We start from the raw sequence: 18,060 nt of genomic DNA on the forward strand, positions 1-18,060 counted from the left end.
TGATGAATCGTCACTCACCCGCTTTAACAAATGAGCTTAATTCTGTCTGTGGATGATCCGCCGTCAGTGCCTCTATCGAGTCTTCAACCAACACCTTACCTAGCGCCACAAACACAAACTTATTCGCGATACTGCGTGCGTCACCTAAATGGTGAGTCACCATCAAGACCGTAATATTTCGCTCTGCCGCTAATCGCTTCACTAAGCTAAGCATCTCTTCACGCAGCAAAGGATCAAGCGCAGAGAAAGGTTCATCAAGCAGCCAAATATCATGAGGTTGGACAAAACAACGCGCTAACGCAACACGCTGGCGTTGACCGCCGGATAAGTGCTCAGGCAACCTATCCAAATACTCAGCGACGCCAACTTGCGCTGCGGCTTGCTCAACTTTGAGCTTTTGGGTTGCCGTAAGCTTTAATCCCGGGTGCAGACCTAAACCAATATTTTCACGTACCGTGAGATGGGCAAACAAGTTGTGCTCTTGAAACAACATCGCCAACGGGCGTTGGTGTGCCTCTTTACCAATAAGCGACTGCCCAGCTACTGAAATCTCACCCGATGTAGGCTCGATAAACCCCGCAATTAGCGCCAACAGGGTAGATTTACCAGCGCCACTCGGCCCCATAAGCGCAACAATATCGCCCTGCTCAGCTTGAAAATCAAAGCTAAACAACTCTCTGTGATAGTGGTAATCCACATCTTTCATCACTAACATCATCGGTTCCTTAATTCTTTAGCATCGAGCTTAGATCTTCGAGTAAATAAGAATTCTATTAAGCTAAAGCTGCCGACACTCAATAACAGTAAGCTCACAGAAACTACCGCCGCCGCTTCCATTTGATAGCTGCCTAACAATTGGAATAGGTACAAAGGCAGAGTTCTAAAATCTTGGCTACCAAACAAAGCAATCGCGCTTAAGTCACCCATCGCCAACATAAAGCTAATCGAGAAGGCTTGCGCCATCGGCTTACGCAGTGCTCGCCACTCCACTAACCTAAAACGCGTGAAACCTGTCATTCCCAAGCTTGCACACACATACTGATACTGCTGAGACAAATGCAGCATAGGTTGAGCTAGGGTTTTAATTACGTAAGGCAGCGCCATTAAGCTGTTGACGGCAATCACGATAAAGAAAGCTAAACTAAAGACATCGGTGAATGAACGCAGTAATAAGAAGGTCCCCGTACTGATCACCAGCCCCGGAGTCACTAAGATAATAGTGCCAATCAGCTCGATTTTATCGGCTCGAAAATTCTTGTTCTGTAAACGCCATGCTCGGCTAGTCAGCAGTATGGCGATACCAATACCAACTGCGATAACACTTGCTAATGACGCGACTTTAACCGAGGTAATTAACGCCGCCCAAAACGGCTCGCTGCTGAGTACGGTTAATGCCTGCGAGTTAATTCCACTGACGATAACCATAGCTAATGGCGGCAATACCAGCATTGAGACTATTATGATCCAAAAGCTATCCCAAGCTTTTGACCACCAGCTGTCCTTAACCAAATATTTCTCTTCAGACAACTGACTGGCCGTCACTGAAATAGGTTTCGATAGCCGTTGAATGCTCACTGCTAGCACACCACACAGCAGCATTTGCCATATCGCGAGCAAGGCACCAGCTTGAAGGTCAAAGTCGAATTTAATCGCCTGATAAATAGCGAGTTCGATAGTGGTTGATTTAGGTCCACCGCCTAGTGCCATCACGGTAGCAAAGCTGGTAAAACACAGCATGAAGACTAAGCCACACACATGAGGCAATTGCTGTCTTAAACGTGGCCATTCAACCCATCTGAATTTGTTCCAATGACTCATACCCAAATGAGCACAAAGCTTGTGTTGCTCGGCAGGCACGGTATCTAACGCTTGTAAAAGTAAGCGACTGGCATAAGGCAAGTTAAAGAAAACGTGCGCCAGCAAAATACCATTCAATCCGTATATGGAAAATGGCAATTCAATATCGAAGCTCGCCAAAAACTTAGCTAACCAACCACTATTGCCATAGATCGCAAGTAAGCCAAATACGCCCACTAACACAGGCAGGACTAAGGTCGACGCGAACAGCCTTAACAACAAAGCGCGTCCAAAAAATTGCCTACGACACAGCGCATGAGCAATAGGTATAGCAAAGCCAACACTCAGCACTGTTGAGAGTGTCGCCTGATAAAAACTGAATTTCGTTACATGCCAATAGTAGGGATCGGACCATACTTGGCTGATATCAAGAGAAGGGGCATTGCTAAGCAATGCCCCAACTGCTGAAACCACGAAGGCGGTAATGAGTATCGCTACCCAAATCCCAACCTTAGGTGTTTTCTTTATCATAGATTGATTTTTTACCGTAAATGGTTCGCTCAGTTAACATCGAACAAACCTTTAAATACAGAAAGTTAGAAAGCTAATTTATTAAAAACAAATTAAAAAGTAAGTGCACTCTGCCATTCACGAATCCATGGCTTACGCTTAGCTGCAATTTCTTCGGGCGTAAAGCTTAGCGCTTTCTGAGGAACCGTAAGTTGCTCGAACCCTTTTGGAAGCTCAATATCGGTCACTGGGTACATCCAGTTGCCTGTTGGCATCGCCGATTGGAATTCATCACTTAGGATAAACGCCATAAACTCATCAGCAAGCTTTTCGTTCTTGCTGCCTTTAACCTTAGCGGCCACTTCCACTTGAGTGTAATGCCCTTCTTCGAAGCTTGCTGCTGCATACTTAGAATCGCTTTCAGCAATAATGTGGTAAGCCGGAGACGTTGTATAAGACAACACTAAATCCGACTCGCCTTCTAGGAACATAGAGTAAGCTTCAGACCAGCCTTTGGTTACAGTCACTGTTTTCTGAGCAAGCTTCTTCCATGCTGCTGTCGCTTCATCACCGTATACTGATTTCATCCAAAGCATCATGCCTTGGCCTGGTGTTGATGTACGTGGATCTTGGTAGATGACCTTAAGATCATCACGCTGCTCAACCAGTTCTTTCAAGCTCTTCGGCGGGTTTTCCAGTTTCTCTTTATTGTAAACAAAAGCAAAGTAGCCAAAGTCATAGGGTACAAAAGTGCTGTCGTTCCAACCATTAGGAAGCGTTACCGATGACGTATCAACATTATGCTCAGCCAATAAGCCCGTCGCTTTCGCTTCAGCCATCAGGTTGTTGTCGAGACCTAGCAAGATATCGGCTTTGCTGTTGCCGCCCTCAAGACGTAAACGGTTCAGAATAGACACGCCATCTTCTAGAGCGACAAAATTCACATCACAACCACACTTCTCTTCGAATGCTTTTTCAACGGCAGGACGAGGGCCCCAATCCGCAGCAAAAGAGTCATAGGTGTATACAGTCAAAGTGTTGTCTGCAGCAAAGGCAGAAAAAGAAATAGCTGTAGTAACAGCAAGGGTTGTTAATGTGAATTTCACTGGACGCTCTCCATGGTCTGAGCGGCACAGGTTTGAGGGAGGAGAACGGTAGAGGTTGTTCCTAACTCAATTCCTACGCCAGCATTATCTGGTTCAGGTTTACGGGTCCCAAGCACCTGCTTGATCTCAGCTCGCATTCATTATTTGAATGGTTCGCTCCCCGATGAGTGTTCAGAATTGTAATTTGATTTTTAACAATAAGCTATCAAGTTTGGATCAATTACGTTGATCGTAACCCCAACGTGGCACTAAACCTTGTTCGATACCAAGGTGATCTAGAATACGCGCCACCATAAAGTCGACCAGATCTTCAATTGACTTGGGTTGATGATAAAAACCCGGAGCTGCAGGCATGATCGTTACGCCCATCGTCGAAAGTTTGTGCATGTTCTCGAGATGAAGCGTCGAAAATGGCGTCTCGCGAACCACCAACAACAATTGGCCTCGCTCTTTCATGACTACGTCTGCTGCTCGCTCAATCAGGTTATCTGATAGACCATGAGCAATCGAAGCCAAGCTTCCCGCTGAACATGGACAAACGACCATCTGCTTCGGTGCAGCTGAACCAGAGGCAACCGGCGAGAACCAATCATCTTTGCCACACACCACCAGCTTTTCAGGGTCGCAGCCAAGATGTTTAACCAAAGCTTGTTTCGCCGCATCTGGCCCAGCAGGTAACTTAAGTTCATGCTCGGTCGCCAATACCACTCGCGCTGCCGATGAAATCAGCAAGTAGACCTGATAATCGGCTGCCAAAAGGCATTCAAGTAAACGCAGGCCATAAGGCGCACCGGATGCGCCAGTGAAAGCAAGGGTTATCGCTTTATCGTGTTTTGTCATGTTCTCAATTACTTCAAATTATAAGGTCGTGGATGCCGTTAGCCTTTGAGTGCCAATCCATCCAACAGTTTTTGATGAATGCCACCAAAGCCACCATTACTCATTACCAAAATTTGGTCGCCAGCTTGTGCCTCTGAGACAATTTTAGCAACGAATGCATCCATGTCATCACTCACGTGTGCCGGTTGGTGACAAGCGTCTGCAACATCTTGAACTGACCAATCAATGTTATCCGGTTGGAATAAGTAGGTAGAATCCGCTTGTTTAAGCGAATCAGCCAAGGTTTCTTTATGCACACCACGTTTCATGGTGGCGGAACGAGGCTCTAAAACGGCAATGATTTTTTTCGAGTCGACCTTATTACGTAAGCCGCCGAGCGTAAGTTCAATCGCCGTTGGATGATGAGCAAAATCGTCATAAACAGACACACCTGCCACCTCGCCTTTAAACTCCAAACGGCGCTTAGTATTAATAAAGGTAGCTAGTGATTCACAAGCAAGGTCAGGTGTCACGCCCACATGACGTGCAGCTGCAATCGCCATCAAAGCATTATTTACGTTGTGGTCGCCCACTAAATCCCAATTTACGGTTCCAACACATTCATTTTGGAAGTAAACCTCAAATTGAGAGCCATCTTTGACCAGTTTCTTGGCATCCCAGTCGCCTTGCTCGCCACTCGATTCAGTTTCACTCCAGCAACCGCGAGCTAGAACATCTTCAATAGCGCTGTCTTGCTTAGGTGAGAAAATGCGACCATTGCTTGGCACAGTACGCACCAAATGATGAAATTGTCGCTTAATCGCTTCAAGATCGTCAAAGATGTCCGCATGATCAAACTCTAGGTTATTCATCACTAAGGTTCTTGGGTGGTAATGAACGAACTTAGATCGTTTATCGAAAAAAGCACTGTCGTATTCGTCGGCTTCTACCACGAAGAACATGCTTTCACCAAGGCGAGCAGAGATACCAAAGTTACCCAACACTCCGCCAACTAAGAAGCCCGGTGCATAGCCACAGTCTTCCAAGATCCAAGCCAACATGCTTGATGTCGTGGTCTTACCGTGCGTTCCCGATACCGCTAACACCCAACGGTCATGCAGTAAGAACTCTTGCAACCACTGAGGACCAGAGGTGTATCTAAGATTGTTATCCAACACATACTCAACACACGGATTACCGCGGCTCATTGCGTTACCGATAACCACGAGATCTGGCCTTGGTTCTAATTGGCTAGGGTCGAACCCTTCAATAATTTCAATCCCTTGTGATTCCAACAAGGTGCTCATTGGTGGGTAAACATTCGCGTCACTACCCGTAACCTTGTGACCTAATTGACGAGCCAATACCGCAGCACCACCCATGAAGGTGCCACAAATTCCTAAGATATGAATATGCATAAATTGCTTCCAAACGCTTGGCTAAATAAACAGTGCCTAATTAAAACGGCTTGCACTCATTATCATTAAATGGCGATTAAAAGCGAGCGGCAATGCAAAACAAATTGAGTCGACATAGTAAGTGAGATCTGTGTCGCTTAGTTCATTACCATTAAAAAGATCTAACCTTTAGAATTTAGGTAAGCGTCTAGATGAATAAAGCCCACTCAAGAGGCCGAATCTACAGTGCTCAAATCCCCCCTAATATTGAGAGAAGTTTAAGGAAATAACATGTCTGAGATGCGCACCCTTGGTGAGTTCATTGTTGAGAAACAGAGTGACTTCCCCCATGCAAGCGGTGATCTATCATCCCTTTTGTCGTCTATTCGACTTGCTGCAAAAATTGTTAACCGTGAGATCAACAAGGCTGGCCTAGTCGACATCACTGGCGCTGTTGGTACAGACAACGTGCAAGGTGAAGAGCAGCAAAAGCTAGACCTTTACGCGAACGACAAATTTAAAGCGGCTCTAGAAGCCCGTGACCAAGTTTGTGGTGTTGCAAGTGAAGAAGAAGACGAAGCTGTCGCCTTCAATAAAGAGCTCAACAAAAACGCAAAATACGTTGTACTGATGGATCCACTAGATGGCTCATCAAACATCGATGTAAATGTATCGGTTGGTACAATTTTCTCTATCTACCGTCGAGTATCACCGATCGGTACACCACCAACACAAGAAGATTTCTTACAGCCCGGACACAAGCAAGTAGCCGCGGGTTACGTGATTTACGGTTCTTCAACCATGCTTGTATACACAACTGGTGCTGGCGTAAATGGTTTCACCTACGATCCATCTCTGGGTACTTTCTGTCTATCTCATGAAAACATGATGATTCCAGACGAAGGCAAGATCTACTCGATCAACGAAGGTAACTACATCCGCTTCCCAACCGGTGTTAAGAAGTACATCAAATACTGTCAGGAAAGCGAGCCAAGCGATAACCGCCCTTACACGTCACGTTACATTGGTTCTCTTGTGTCTGATTTCCACCGTAACTTGCTAAAAGGCGGCATCTACTTATACCCAAGTACAGAGAGCCACCCTCAAGGTAAATTGCGTTTGCTTTATGAATGCAACCCTATTGCTTTCCTTATGGAGCAAGCTGGCGGTATTGCATCAGACGGTGCACAGCGTATCATGGATATCAAACCAACTGAGCTACACCAACGTGTGCCTTTCTTCGTTGGTTCAACAAAAATGGTACGTAAAGTAGAAGAGTTTCTTGAGCTGAACCCTGAGTAACCCTCTCATTTCATTCTCAAACTAACGCTATTAAAAAGCCAGCACCTCAGTGCTGGCTTTTTGTTGTCTCGTAAGGTGATTAACTAGTTAGGAATCATTGTTCCGCTGACACCAGTTACCCGAAAGTATTTCTTTATTAGCTGTTAGATCAAGCTGATACAAATATACCCATGCTAATCCAAATATAGTCTCTATTTGCTCACGACGATACTCAACAGGAACATCTTCTAGCCGATCGAGCGACTCTAAAATTTCGTCGTTAATGATATAGACCTCACCAGCGACACTTTTCTTTCCCAAAATCATCGCCGGATAGGCACCTAAATCAAAAAGTGCGTATTCCTTAGGTGTATCAAACTGCCCTAATAAATCGCAGCCCTGCAAATAATGGTGATTGGACTGACCTTGCCTCAAGGTTCCATAGACAAAAACAAGATGCTGCATATGCCCTCCCATACGGCTCTACTCGAACTCAAATTGATAGAGAAGATCCACAGCACTGTCTAGGCCAGAAACAGCTTCAACATAGAGATCCTGCATCAATCTATAACGAACGGTAAACTCACCTAACGAGTTAAAGATACCCACACCATACTTCACCTGTAAGCCAGGCAGGATGTAACCACTTACCGTCACTTGAGAGTCATCGCCAGAGCCTGCAGTATCCAGTTGCAAGTCCTTTACACCAAAGGCTTCACCGATTTCACCAACAACCTTACCACTCTTCGCTAAACTCAAACCGATTAAAGTCGTTGTCATCGAACCGCTCGACTCACCGTCGATATCTTGGCCACGCAAAATATAAGACAGTGCGTTCGCTTGTGGCATCGCTGGGTCAGAATAAATCTCGATGGTAGGCTCTGTCGCAGGGCCAGTCACTCGAATACCAGCGGTCACGTCATCCTGAGTATTATCAGGATTACGAATCGCGTTGATGGCTACGTATGGCTGATCCGGTGGTCCATTCATTAGGATCTTACCCTCTTCGATCAAGAGGTCTTGCCCGAATGATTGATAAGTACCATCGACGATGTTCACTTCACCTGTAATAAATGGACCTTGGTCTTTTTGAGCCACGTTGAGCTTACCGACCAAATCACCTTCAAGACCGAAGGCAGACAGTTTAAAGTCATCACCAATGGAGATATTAATATTCGTCATCACATTGAATGGAATCGTATCTTCGTTTTCTGGCTCTAGATCTTTATTCAAAATAACCTGATCAGAAGAGACGCCAACCGCTGACGGTGGTAAATCTTCAACAACAATTCGTCCCCATGGTAATGCAATATCACCGGTGATTTTCGCCAGATCTGGTGTGACATCAATAGTCATATCAGGTACGACCTTCACCTTAACCATCGGTGGGATATCAACCATCAACTCATCAGCGAAAACTCTAACGTTCGAATGCCATGCTTTAAGATCTTGCCAATCTCCGGTTCCCTCAATATCAAGGTGACCATCAGGTGTTTCGACATTCGCATCCAGTTTTGCACTATAACCATCAAAGTCGAGGTCGATGCGGCCATCTTTCACATCAACAGGCGTAACATCGCCTTTGACTTGAATACCATCAACAGAGAATTGACCAAAGACTTGAGGGTGCATCAGAGAGCCTTTAACTTGAAGATCACTCTCAAGGTCGGCTTTCAATAAGCTGTATTCACCTAGAATTGGTTGTAAGAAATCAAGATGGAACGTGGTCAGCTTAATTGCCGCATCGACCATTTTGTCTTCGGCAAGAATATCCGGTAACGACACCGTGCCAGACAGGTCACCATTGTCGGAAACATCCAACTTAAAATCGGCATCCAGTTTGTTGTCTTTCAGTTGGGCATTCAATGCAACGCTTTCCCAACCCAGTGTGATTGGCTCACCCACTTGTTGAACAACCTGACCTTTCGGCATATCAACGCTTACCGTGACTTCAGGCTCATCTTGTTCAGACCACTTTGCATGAGCAGTCGCATTGACTAAGCCCTGTAATTGCGTCTCTTTAGGCACAAAAGCTTTAATCTGCTCGAAATCGAATTGATTGATGGCTACCTTGGCCTCACCCGATTTTCCGACACGAACGTCTTCATCCAAACACACGCTCGAACCCGATTGTTTCCAACAGTGCGCTTGAACATCGGCAAACTGTTTATCAACATCCGCATTTATCGCGACAGGTTGATCTAACACCCAAGGACCTTGCTGAGTGGTGATTTTGACGCGGTCTAACGATCCATACCAAATAAGAGAAGGCTTTTGAATCAACTCTCCGGAAATAGCTAAGCTTGTAGACACGATGTCGGATATCACATCAAGTGTCACTGTGTGTTTCTTCTCACCACCACTCACCGTGAGATCAATGCTTTTTACGCTCTGATCTTGATAGGTTAGGTTGTTAGCTTTTAATTCAAGATCAGCTTGAGCTTCAGGCAATGGCAGAGGAACCACAGAACCATTAAGCGACAAGGATTCTAGTGTTGCTTCGTTATTCCAATCTACCTTATCCACATTTAGAGCGAGATCGACTTCAGGCTTTTTCGTTGGACCACTGAGCTGGATGTTACCAATCACTTTACCTTTCAAATCAGGGACGCTTTTTACAAGCTCAGGGAAGTGAATCTCAACACCCATGTCCCATTTCTTATCAAGCTCACCCTGAGCCTTAATCGAGTTAACACCGTGAGCTAAGCTCAAACCACTGGTTTTCAGTTTTGGTTCACCGCTCGCGCTGCGATCCGACGCTGACAACTGACCTTCGATATCCAGAGGGTATTCTCGCAAGATCCCTTCAATATCCAATTTAGGCAGTTCAATCGCCCAGCCGCCCGCTTCCGTCAACTCACCTGAGGTGACGATGTTTCCACTAATGTTGCCCTCAGCTTCTGGCCACTGCAGACCCGGTTGAATATCTTTGAGTGTCACGTCAGCTTGCCAGTTAACGAGACTCTTCCAGTTCGCTTTAACGACACCGTTAAGCTCACCGCCTAGCGTGTTGAGCTTTAGACGCTCGAGATCAATTTGTTCCGTCGTGCCTTTACCCTGTAGATCGATGGCTAATTCAGGGATTTCCTTACCATCGGCTTCACCTTTAAGAAGAACATTAAAACCATCTAGTGAGCCATCAGCTTTAAATTGCTCAATTGTCGCTTGGTAATCGCTTTTTCCGGTAAGGGGCCACTGTGCTTGTCCGCCCTCTAAAAGAAGGTCAAATGGCAGAGTCGGTTCTAAGGGTTGAATATCCCCAGACAACTTTGCCTCAATCAGCTCAGAAAATTGGGAGTCTAGGTTTAGCTTAGCCACGCTGCCTTGTGCTTTCAGAGACAACTTCTGCCCAACAAGGTCGGTTTCTTTCATCAACGCATCCAAAGAAAGTTCTAGCGGGTAACCGCCCTTGAGCTCAACCTTCGTGGTTAGATTGGCGCTTGCTTGTGGCATATCGAGTTCGAGAGTTGAAACATCAACCGTGTGTTTGCCCGCGCGAGCTTCTAGCCCAAGGTGGTTAACAACGATTGGTGTTTCTTGTTCTAAGGTGAAACGGTTGAGGTCAAAACGCTCCAACACAACCTGCAGAGGAATCCAGACTTCCGGCAATTCGATAGCCGTTTTAACGGCAGCTTTTGGCTCAACCTTTTCTGCTTGCGGTTCTTCTGTCGACTCCGCGAGTTTAACCTTAAGATCATTGAATAAGGTTGGCGATACAGTTAGCTTTTCGCCCTGCATACTCAAAGCCGTAGAGAACAAGCTCCATTCAATTTCATGCCCTAAGATATTCAACTTGATATCAGACAAAGCGATACGGTTGATTACGATTGGCAACGGTGTTTTTACCGATGTTACGGGCGGAGTAGGTTCTGTTTCTTCTGTAGAGGCCGGAGGCAGTTCAGTAAATGCGAAGTCCAATCCTTGAATCGCTAAACGATCGACACACAACTTAGGGTCGAGCAGACAGCGAGGATTAATCGCCAAGTTCAGCTTTTGAACTTTGGTGTCTATATGCAGGCTGTCATCTTTAAACTGAACATTATTAAGCGTAAAGCTCGGGAACAGAGCCCCTTTAGTGCTTTCCACTTTAAGCTGTGGCAACGCTTTTTCAGCGCCCCACAACACAGTGTTCAACCCTGGATTGGTGAACAAAACAAAACCTAGCAAGGCTATCAACAACAGCAAAATAGACGTCAATGAGATCGACGTCCACTTGATGCACTTGCCCATCACTTTGATCATAATTCTGGCCCTAAACTAAAGTGTAACTGGAACTCATCACCTTTTTCTGCATCTAGACCCCAAGCAAAATCCAAACTCACTGGACCAACAGGTGACGCCCAACGAACACCGACGCCGGTGCCGTGTTTCCATTCGGGTTTGTCATTAAATGCATCACCAATGTCGTAGAATGCTGCGCCCCACCAGTTTCCAACCAAGCGGTATTGGTATTCAAACGAGCTGGTTGCAATGAATTTGGCACCCGTTAGTGCGCCACTTTCATCTCGAGGAGAGATCGACTCATAACCATAACCACGAATGCTATTGTCACCACCAGCAAAGAATCTTAGGGAGGGAGATAGCTTATCAAACTCGTCGGCAAAGTTGCCGCCAAATTGAAGTCGAGTTAAGCCTCGGTGATTGTCGCCAATGCTTCGAATCCAAGCGGTTTGACCTTGAAAACGAACAACCTTAGTTTCAGATAACAAGGTATCATCACCCGCTTCAACCATAATGGTTTGTTTATCGCCCCACATCGGCATCGAACCGCCTCGCGTTCGAGTGCGTGAGAAAGAGATACCCGGCAGCACAAATTGCGCTAAATCATCCTGCAAACCTTGCTCATAGTTTTCGACCAAGTATCGAATGAAGACCGTGCGTTGCCAACCGTTATCCAGTCGCCAATATCTTTCTAGCGCTAAGTTTGACTCCAAACTCTTGGTATCACGATTATCCAAGTTTTTCATACCGTACTTAACTTGATAATAGTCGTTCAGCACGTCATCCAGAGGGATTTTATAGGTAGCGGTAATCGTCTGTTCAGGTTTAGAAATCGACAGGCTGCTATTGAAGCTATGGCCTTGTTCATTAACCCAAGGTTTTTTCCACTTCAGAGTGCCTTTTACGCCAAGGTCGGTGGATACACCGATACCCGTTTCGATTTGGTTACGAGCTTGCGGAGCAAGGCTAACCTTCATCGGGATCTCTCGGCCTTCGCCTAACTGGCTTAAATCTGGTTCAACAAATACCGAGGAGAACCAATCCGTATTGGACAGGTTTTGGTTGTACTCACCGACTTTGGTGATTGAGTAAGGTTCGCCATCCTCAAATGGTTTAAGTGACTGCACCTTATCTTCTTCTATCTGGCTACCAGTAACCTGAGTAGTACCAAAGTGATAGCGGATACCACTGTTATAATGAAGACGAACATAAGCGCGGTTCAATTCAGGAGCGACTTCTAGCTTACTAAGATCATAAGCACCATCGAAGTAGCCTTTCGCTAAGCCAAGGTTGCGGATCGACGATTTCAAAGAGTCATAATTACCATGATTCAGAGTCGAACCTTTAGACAAGCTACTCTTCGCTATCAAGGCTAAAAAGTCTGGGTCATCCTTGGCTTCACCAGTTAGAACGATATCTGAAGTATAAATAACAACAGGCTCTCCCGGCTCAACCGTAACGGTCATTTCGGTATCATCTTCGGAGTGAGTAAATGTGATTTTAGGGTGGTAGTAGCCTAACGCATTCAGGGCTTCTTTAATCATAGATTCCAAGCGGGATTGGAATCTTAGTGAAACCGAATACTCTTCTTCAGGGATCGCACTCAGATAAGCATCAACATTATCCTCAAGCGCTCCATCTAGCCCTTTGATTTCAAGGGAAACGTCAGCGAAAGCGAGCGTCGATGACAATAGAGTGCCAATCAGAACTGGTAAAGTTTTTCTTATCATGTTTAATTGGTGAAGAAGTTATCAATACGTTAATAAGTGAAAAGAAATAATACCGCTAAATAGGCATTGAGTCTGTAATAAATCCTGGAATAACACGGTCTAATTTAAAGACTTATTCAATATTGACCAACAGTTAATATGAACCCACGTTAAATAAAAGCCAGCGCGGTAAACGTATGCGAAAAGGAATATAACATGCTAAACAAACAACAACTGGTTTCTGCAGCAACCGCACTACCGGGAAATGCTGACCCAATTCGAATCACTGAGCGCCATTTCGTCAATCAAACCGACCTGCTCGATGCACCCACGGGCTCTCAACAAGAAGTCCTGTTTGGTATGGGGTGCTTCTGGGGAGCTGAGCGTTTGTTTTGGCAATTGGATGGCGTTATTTCAACATCCGTTGGTTACGCTGGCGGATACACAGTTAATCCCACTTATGAACAAGTATGTACTGGGCAAACCGGCCATACCGAGGTCGTTCGTGTCATATTTGATAGTGAACAAACCTCTCTAGCTCGAATACTTGAAACCTTTTGGGAGCGTCATGACCCAACTCAAGGGATGCGCCAAGGCAACGATTTAGGGACTCAGTACCGTTCTGCGATTTACACCTTCAGTGAAGAGCAACAATCTATCGCTGAGCACTCTAAACGTGAATATCAACGAGCAATGACTGAATCTTTAGGCAACGAGATCACGACGGAAGTTCTGCCTGCTGGAAAATATTTTTTCGCAGAAACCTACCACCAGCAATACCTAGCTAAAAATCCGAATGGGTATTGCGGGTTGGGTGGAACAGGTGTGTGCTTCCCTCCACAATAAAGTGCCGTTCGACATACCATCGTGAACGACACGCATTAAAAAAGGGCTTCCATCAGGAAGCCCTTTTCATTGTTAATCTATTCGGTGCAAGACAAATCGATAAAGCTCAGTTACACCGGCAACGCTGCAATGGTGCCGTTAACTTCTTTAAAAATAGTGAGCTTTTGTTTGTCTGAAACTTCAGGAAGTAGCACCTTGCCTTGGTCGAAGCGAAACTCTCCAACACCTTCAATAGCAAATTGGCCTTTGAACAGGACTTTAACGAAACGCGCCACCTGACGTGGACGGTAAGTAGAAAATTTTCTTAACATAATACAACCTCAATTCCATTTGAGTACTACAGTCACATACCTGAACAGCGTCGCTGTTCAAAGCACATTTAATCGCTAATTCCTTTAGCAAACAGCAAGATAATCTATTGTTCATCTTGATATTGATGCATTATACCTTTTGGTAACAAGCCTGCAACTTCTTTCTACGTCGTACGATAAAAAAGTTAAAGAGGCATTTTTCAAATTTCATATTATACTTCCTGTGCAAACCAATAAGCGGAACAAAAATATAATGAAAAACAAAACTCTACTGGCTTTTCTAGCCGCAGCCTCTCCACTCTTCGCCAATGCTCACAACCTATCAGTAGGCGCTACCCTGCCTGCCGTTGATGTGAGTAACTATGGTGAGATTGTTCTAAACGACGGAAATACTGGATATCAAGCTTGGGCAACCAATGATCTTCTAGGTAAAGTTCGCGTCGTTCAAGCTATCGCTGGCCGCAGCAGCTCTAAAGAGCTCAACGCACCACTGATGGCAGCCATTACCGCATCGAAATTCTCAGAAGACAGCTACCAAACCACCACTATCATCAACCAAGATGATGCGATTTGGGGTACTGGGTCTTTTGTTAAGTCGTCTGCCGAAAGCAGCAAAGAAGAATTTCCATGGTCTTCTATGGTCCTAGATGAAGACGGCGCCGTTGCGTCAACATGGGCTCTAAAAGAAGAAAGCTCAGCGATTATCGTTCAAGACAAGCAAGGTAAAATCTTGTTTGTAAAAGAAGGTGCATTAAACGAATCAGAAGTCACTCAAGTCATTGAGTTGATTAAAGCGAGCCTTTAATAAGATATTCGCGTCTTTTTCGAGACCTAACCAAAGGATATTGTTATATTATAACAGTATCCTTTTTTTAATTCTGTGGTTAATCATCCTGATGTGGCAAAACACACCCAACAATGTGAAACGCAAAACAGGCTTCTTGCTTGGGCTTATGCTCATGTTAAGCGTGTTAGCCGCAACACACATTGTGGATATCGCACCAGAGCACCACACTTCACACCATTGTGAGCTGTTTTCGCTTAATCAGTTCATCACAGCGCACTCACTACCACAGATTCCAGAGTTCCATTCGGAATTTACTGTCGCTATTACAGAGTCAGTAACTTCACTACAGCGGCTATATTTCGCTTATTTGGCACGCTCACCTCCTGTAAATATCGCTTAATTACCACTACTTTTTAATTAACCTTTATTCAGGAAAAAACATGAAACCTACTTTTTTAGCCGTTGTTATCGGCATGACTGTCTCTACAAATGCTCTAGCTAACGAAGAATTCCGCTCTCATGATGCACACGTACATGGCCAAGTTGAAGTAAACATCGCGCAAGATGGGCAAGAATTGCTTGTTGAAGTAACAGCTCCAGGCGCAGATGTGGTTGGGTTTGAACATGCTCCAAAAACTGCAGAACAGAAGAAAGTGTTTGAACAGGCTATCGCACAATTAAACAAGCCAGAAGAGCTGTTTAGTTTTAACAATGCGAGTTGTACTCTGAAGTTCAAGTCAGTAGCAAACACCTTAGAAGGCGGTCATGACGACCATGAAGGCCATGAAGGCCATGACCATGCGGAACACGGTCATGGCGACCACAAAGACCATGATCACGCTGAACACGATCATGACGACCACAAAGACCATGACCACGCTGAACACGATCATGATGACCACAAAGACCATGACCACGCTGAGCACGATCATGATGACCACGAAGGTCACGACCACCACGATCACTCAGAAGGTGGCCACGGTGAGTTCACTGTTGAGTACTACTATGAATGTTCAGATGTTGCTAAGCTAGACACAGTTAGCACTCAGTGGTTCTCTAAGTTCAGCAACACTGAAAAAATGACGGTGAACCTACTAACAGACACAGCTCAAGTACAAGAAGTGCTTAACGCAGAGCGTATTAGTTTCCGATTCTAATCACTCCTAGATCGGATTAAACGTAAAATAAACAGCCAGGTAAGTCATCGCTTACTTGGCTGTTCAAATCGGTGTGTTCCTGGGAATTTATGTTTCAAATTACTGTCCAGTAGATACACCGCTTTAATTATTGGAGCTAGCATGTCTTCTGACAGTTCATCACTTGTGGTCAAACTCGAAAATATCAGCTTTCGTTGGAAGCCTGAATTACCACCAACGCTAGAGATCCCCTCTCTTCACATCCAAGCCCAAGAGCACCTTTTTATTAAAGGGCCAAGTGGTTGTGGAAAATCAACTTTGTTAGGGCTACTGACCGGAATCAACCAAGCTGAGCAAGGAGAAGTCTCTATCCTTGATCAAGACCTCACTCAGCTTACACCTCGTCAAAGAGATAAATTCAGAGCCGATCATATTGGTTATATTTTCCAACAATTTAACCTGCTTCCTTATCTATCAGTTATCGATAACGTGACGCTTCCTTGCCAGTTTTCACAGATTCGTAAACAGCAAGTCGCTGAAAGCCAGAAAAGCTTACAAGAGACGGCTCGAGAGTTGTTACTCCGATTAAAGCTACCTCAAGCTTTAATGGACAAGCCCGTTACCGAGTTGAGCATCGGTCAACAACAACGTGTTGCTGCCGCTCGTGCTTTGATCGGCCAACCCAAAATCATTATTGCCGACGAGCCAACCTCGGCTTTGGATCATGACAACCGAGAAGCTTTTATCGAACTGTTGTTAGAACAAGCCAACCAGGCAGGTTCTACTCTTATCTTTGTTAGCCATGATCCAACACTAGAAAAGTTGTTCACTCGAACCATAGATTTAAAAACCGTTAACCAAGCTAAGGTTGTCGTATGAAAGTAATTACTCACTTAGCCTTAAAAAGCGTACTCAACCGTAAAGCCACAGCCATTCTAACTATTCTCACTGTGGCTGTATCCGTCATTCTATTACTCGGTGTGGAACGTGTAAGAACCGAAGCTAAGAGCAGCTTCGCCAATACGATTTCAGGTACTGACCTTATCGTTGGTGGCCGTTCTGGTCAGGTCAACCTGCTGCTTTACTCAGTATTCAGAATCGGTAATGCGACCAACAACATCGACTGGAAAAGCTATGAAGAATTTAGCCAGCACAACGCAGTAAAGTGGGCGATACCAATATCATTGGGCGATTCACACAAAGGCTTCCGTGTGATGGGTACAAATCATAGTTACTTTGAAAACTATCGCTATGGAAGTAAGCAATTACTTACTTTCCAACAAGGTAAAGAATTTGAACAGCTATTTGACGTAGTGATTGGTGCCGACGTCGCGAAGAAGCTAGATTACAAAATAGGTGATCAAATCATTCTTGCGCACGGTATCAGTGATGTTGCGTTTAGCCGTCACGATAATCTGCCCTTCAAGATTGTGGGAATACTCGCGCCAACAGGAACACCAGTAGACAAAACCGTACACGTATCGCTAGAGGCAATCGAAGCAATTCATGTTGGCTGGGAATCAGGTGCCAACCTCGGGCACACACCGAATGCTGAAGCGCTAAAGCAACGTGACTTCCAACCGAAGCAGATTACCGCGATGATGGTTGGCCTTAAATCGAAGATCCAAACCTTCGCACTGCAACGAGAAATCAATAACTACCGCCAAGAACCTTTAAGCGCCATTATGCCGGGCATTGCGCTTCACGAATTGTGGGGAATGATGGCTGTAGCAGAACAAGCACTACTGATTGTTTCAGGGTTTGTTGTCGTCGCCGGTTTATTGGGCATGCTCAGTAGCCTACTCACTAGCTTGCAAGAAAGGCGCCGAGAGATGGCCATCCTACGTGCGATGGGCGCAAGACCTCGTCATGTGTTTGGTTTACTGATCAGTGAAGCCAGTGCGCTAACCTTCCTTGGTATTACATTAGGTGTTGCAGTATTGTTTGCGCTGATCGCAGTGGTTGCTCCTATTGTGCAACAAAGTTATGGTATCAACATATCGATATCCGCAATCACACCGCATGAGTGGAAACTGCTTATGCTGGTACAAGTTGCTGGAATCATTATCGGCTTTATTCCCGCTTTCAGGGCTTACCGCCAGTCATTGTCTGATGGCATGACGATTCGAATCTAAAATAG

The 18,060-nt window shown here is 45.2% G+C and carries 16 protein-coding genes and 1 riboswitch; of the genes, 7 read left to right on the forward strand and 9 right to left on the reverse strand.

What is annotated here, in order from left to right; translation table 11 throughout:
* Positions 1 to 10: 10 nt before the first annotated feature.
* From thiQ to mpl, 5 genes are all read right to left on the reverse strand, one after another.
* The gene (gene thiQ, locus BCU07_RS18995; protein ID WP_102427916.1) at positions 11 to 715 is read right to left on the reverse strand and encodes a thiamine ABC transporter ATP-binding protein; all 705 of its coding nucleotides are present in this window, start codon (positions 713 to 715) and stop codon (positions 11 to 13) included.
* The gene (gene thiP, locus BCU07_RS19000) at positions 715 to 2,328 is read right to left on the reverse strand and encodes a thiamine/thiamine pyrophosphate ABC transporter permease ThiP (protein ID WP_102427915.1); all 1,614 of its coding nucleotides are present in this window, start codon (positions 2,326 to 2,328) and stop codon (positions 715 to 717) included. Before thiP ends, thiQ begins: the two co-directional genes overlap by 1 nt.
* A gap of 92 nt (positions 2,329 to 2,420) precedes the next feature.
* The gene (gene thiB / locus BCU07_RS19005) at positions 2,421 to 3,413 is read right to left on the reverse strand and encodes a thiamine ABC transporter substrate binding subunit (RefSeq protein ID WP_017058906.1); all 993 of its coding nucleotides are present in this window, start codon (positions 3,411 to 3,413) and stop codon (positions 2,421 to 2,423) included.
* A gap of 53 nt (positions 3,414 to 3,466) precedes the next feature.
* Positions 3,467 to 3,586, reverse strand: a riboswitch (TPP riboswitch).
* A gap of 43 nt (positions 3,587 to 3,629) precedes the next feature.
* Positions 3,630 to 4,253, reverse strand: a complete 624-nt coding sequence (locus tag BCU07_RS19010; RefSeq protein WP_016787846.1) for a flavin prenyltransferase UbiX — start codon at positions 4,251 to 4,253, stop codon at positions 3,630 to 3,632.
* 38 nt (positions 4,254 to 4,291) lie between these two features.
* Complete coding sequence (gene mpl, locus BCU07_RS19015; RefSeq protein WP_017071296.1) at positions 4,292 to 5,650, reverse strand: UDP-N-acetylmuramate:L-alanyl-gamma-D-glutamyl-meso-diaminopimelate ligase; 1,359 nt, start codon at positions 5,648 to 5,650, stop codon at positions 4,292 to 4,294.
* 270 nt (positions 5,651 to 5,920) lie between these two features.
* Between mpl and fbp the strand changes: the two genes are divergently transcribed.
* A complete protein-coding gene (gene fbp, locus BCU07_RS19020) occupies positions 5,921 to 6,931 on the forward strand; it encodes a class 1 fructose-bisphosphatase (protein WP_008220458.1) in 1,011 nt (336 codons plus the stop codon).
* A gap of 87 nt (positions 6,932 to 7,018) precedes the next feature.
* Here the strand turns inward: fbp and BCU07_RS19025 are convergent, their stop codons facing one another.
* From BCU07_RS19025 to BCU07_RS19035, 3 genes are read right to left on the reverse strand one after another with little or no spacing between them, the layout of a single operon-like run.
* Positions 7,019 to 7,375, reverse strand: coding sequence for a gamma-glutamylcyclotransferase (locus BCU07_RS19025; protein WP_017069403.1), 357 nt, complete (start codon positions 7,373 to 7,375; stop codon positions 7,019 to 7,021).
* 18 nt (positions 7,376 to 7,393) lie between these two features.
* The gene (locus BCU07_RS19030) at positions 7,394 to 11,152 is read right to left on the reverse strand and encodes a translocation/assembly module TamB domain-containing protein (RefSeq protein WP_102427914.1); all 3,759 of its coding nucleotides are present in this window, start codon (positions 11,150 to 11,152) and stop codon (positions 7,394 to 7,396) included.
* Positions 11,149 to 12,861, reverse strand: a complete 1,713-nt coding sequence (locus BCU07_RS19035) for an autotransporter assembly complex protein TamA (RefSeq protein WP_017063725.1) — start codon at positions 12,859 to 12,861, stop codon at positions 11,149 to 11,151. Before BCU07_RS19035 ends, BCU07_RS19030 begins: the two co-directional genes overlap by 4 nt.
* 195 nt (positions 12,862 to 13,056) lie before the next feature.
* Between BCU07_RS19035 and msrA the strand changes: the two genes are divergently transcribed.
* Positions 13,057 to 13,686: a peptide-methionine (S)-S-oxide reductase MsrA gene (msrA, locus tag BCU07_RS19040; RefSeq protein ID WP_017058899.1), complete on the forward strand. Its 630-nt coding sequence runs from the start codon at positions 13,057 to 13,059 to the stop codon at positions 13,684 to 13,686.
* Between the two features lie 110 nt (positions 13,687 to 13,796).
* Here msrA and BCU07_RS19045 read toward each other — a convergent pair whose 3' ends face one another.
* Complete coding sequence (locus BCU07_RS19045; protein WP_017058898.1) at positions 13,797 to 13,997, reverse strand: DUF1107 family protein; 201 nt, start codon at positions 13,995 to 13,997, stop codon at positions 13,797 to 13,799.
* 253 nt (positions 13,998 to 14,250) lie between these two features.
* On the opposite strand from BCU07_RS19045, the gene BCU07_RS19050 reads away from it, so the two are divergent.
* The 5 genes from BCU07_RS19050 to BCU07_RS19070 all read left to right on the forward strand — a co-directional run bounded on the left by BCU07_RS19050 (position 14,251) and on the right by BCU07_RS19070 (position 18,055).
* A complete protein-coding gene (locus BCU07_RS19050) occupies positions 14,251 to 14,802 on the forward strand; it encodes a YtfJ family protein (RefSeq protein WP_017063723.1) in 552 nt (183 codons plus the stop codon).
* Positions 14,803 to 14,893: 91 nt separating this feature from the next.
* Entirely contained in the window at positions 14,894 to 15,184 is a 291-nt protein-coding gene (locus tag BCU07_RS19055) for a DUF2607 family protein (protein ID WP_017063722.1), read from the forward strand.
* Between the two features lie 40 nt (positions 15,185 to 15,224).
* Entirely contained in the window at positions 15,225 to 15,941 is a 717-nt protein-coding gene (zrgA, locus tag BCU07_RS19060) for a zinc uptake protein ZrgA (protein WP_102427913.1), read from the forward strand.
* Positions 15,942 to 16,082: 141 nt separating this feature from the next.
* Entirely contained in the window at positions 16,083 to 16,799 is a 717-nt protein-coding gene (locus BCU07_RS19065; protein WP_017058894.1) for an ABC transporter ATP-binding protein, read from the forward strand.
* Positions 16,796 to 18,055 carry an ABC transporter permease gene (locus tag BCU07_RS19070; RefSeq protein WP_102427912.1) on the forward strand — a complete coding sequence of 420 codons (1,260 nt, stop codon included), beginning with the start codon at positions 16,796 to 16,798 and terminating at the stop codon, positions 18,053 to 18,055. The genes BCU07_RS19065 and BCU07_RS19070 overlap by 4 nt, the downstream gene beginning before the upstream one ends.
* The last annotated feature ends 5 nt before the right edge of the window (positions 18,056 to 18,060 follow it).

This window comes from Vibrio sp. 10N.261.54.E10 (assembly GCF_002877735.2).
GTDB classification, from domain to species: Bacteria; Pseudomonadota; Gammaproteobacteria; order Enterobacterales; family Vibrionaceae; genus Vibrio; species Vibrio crassostreae_C.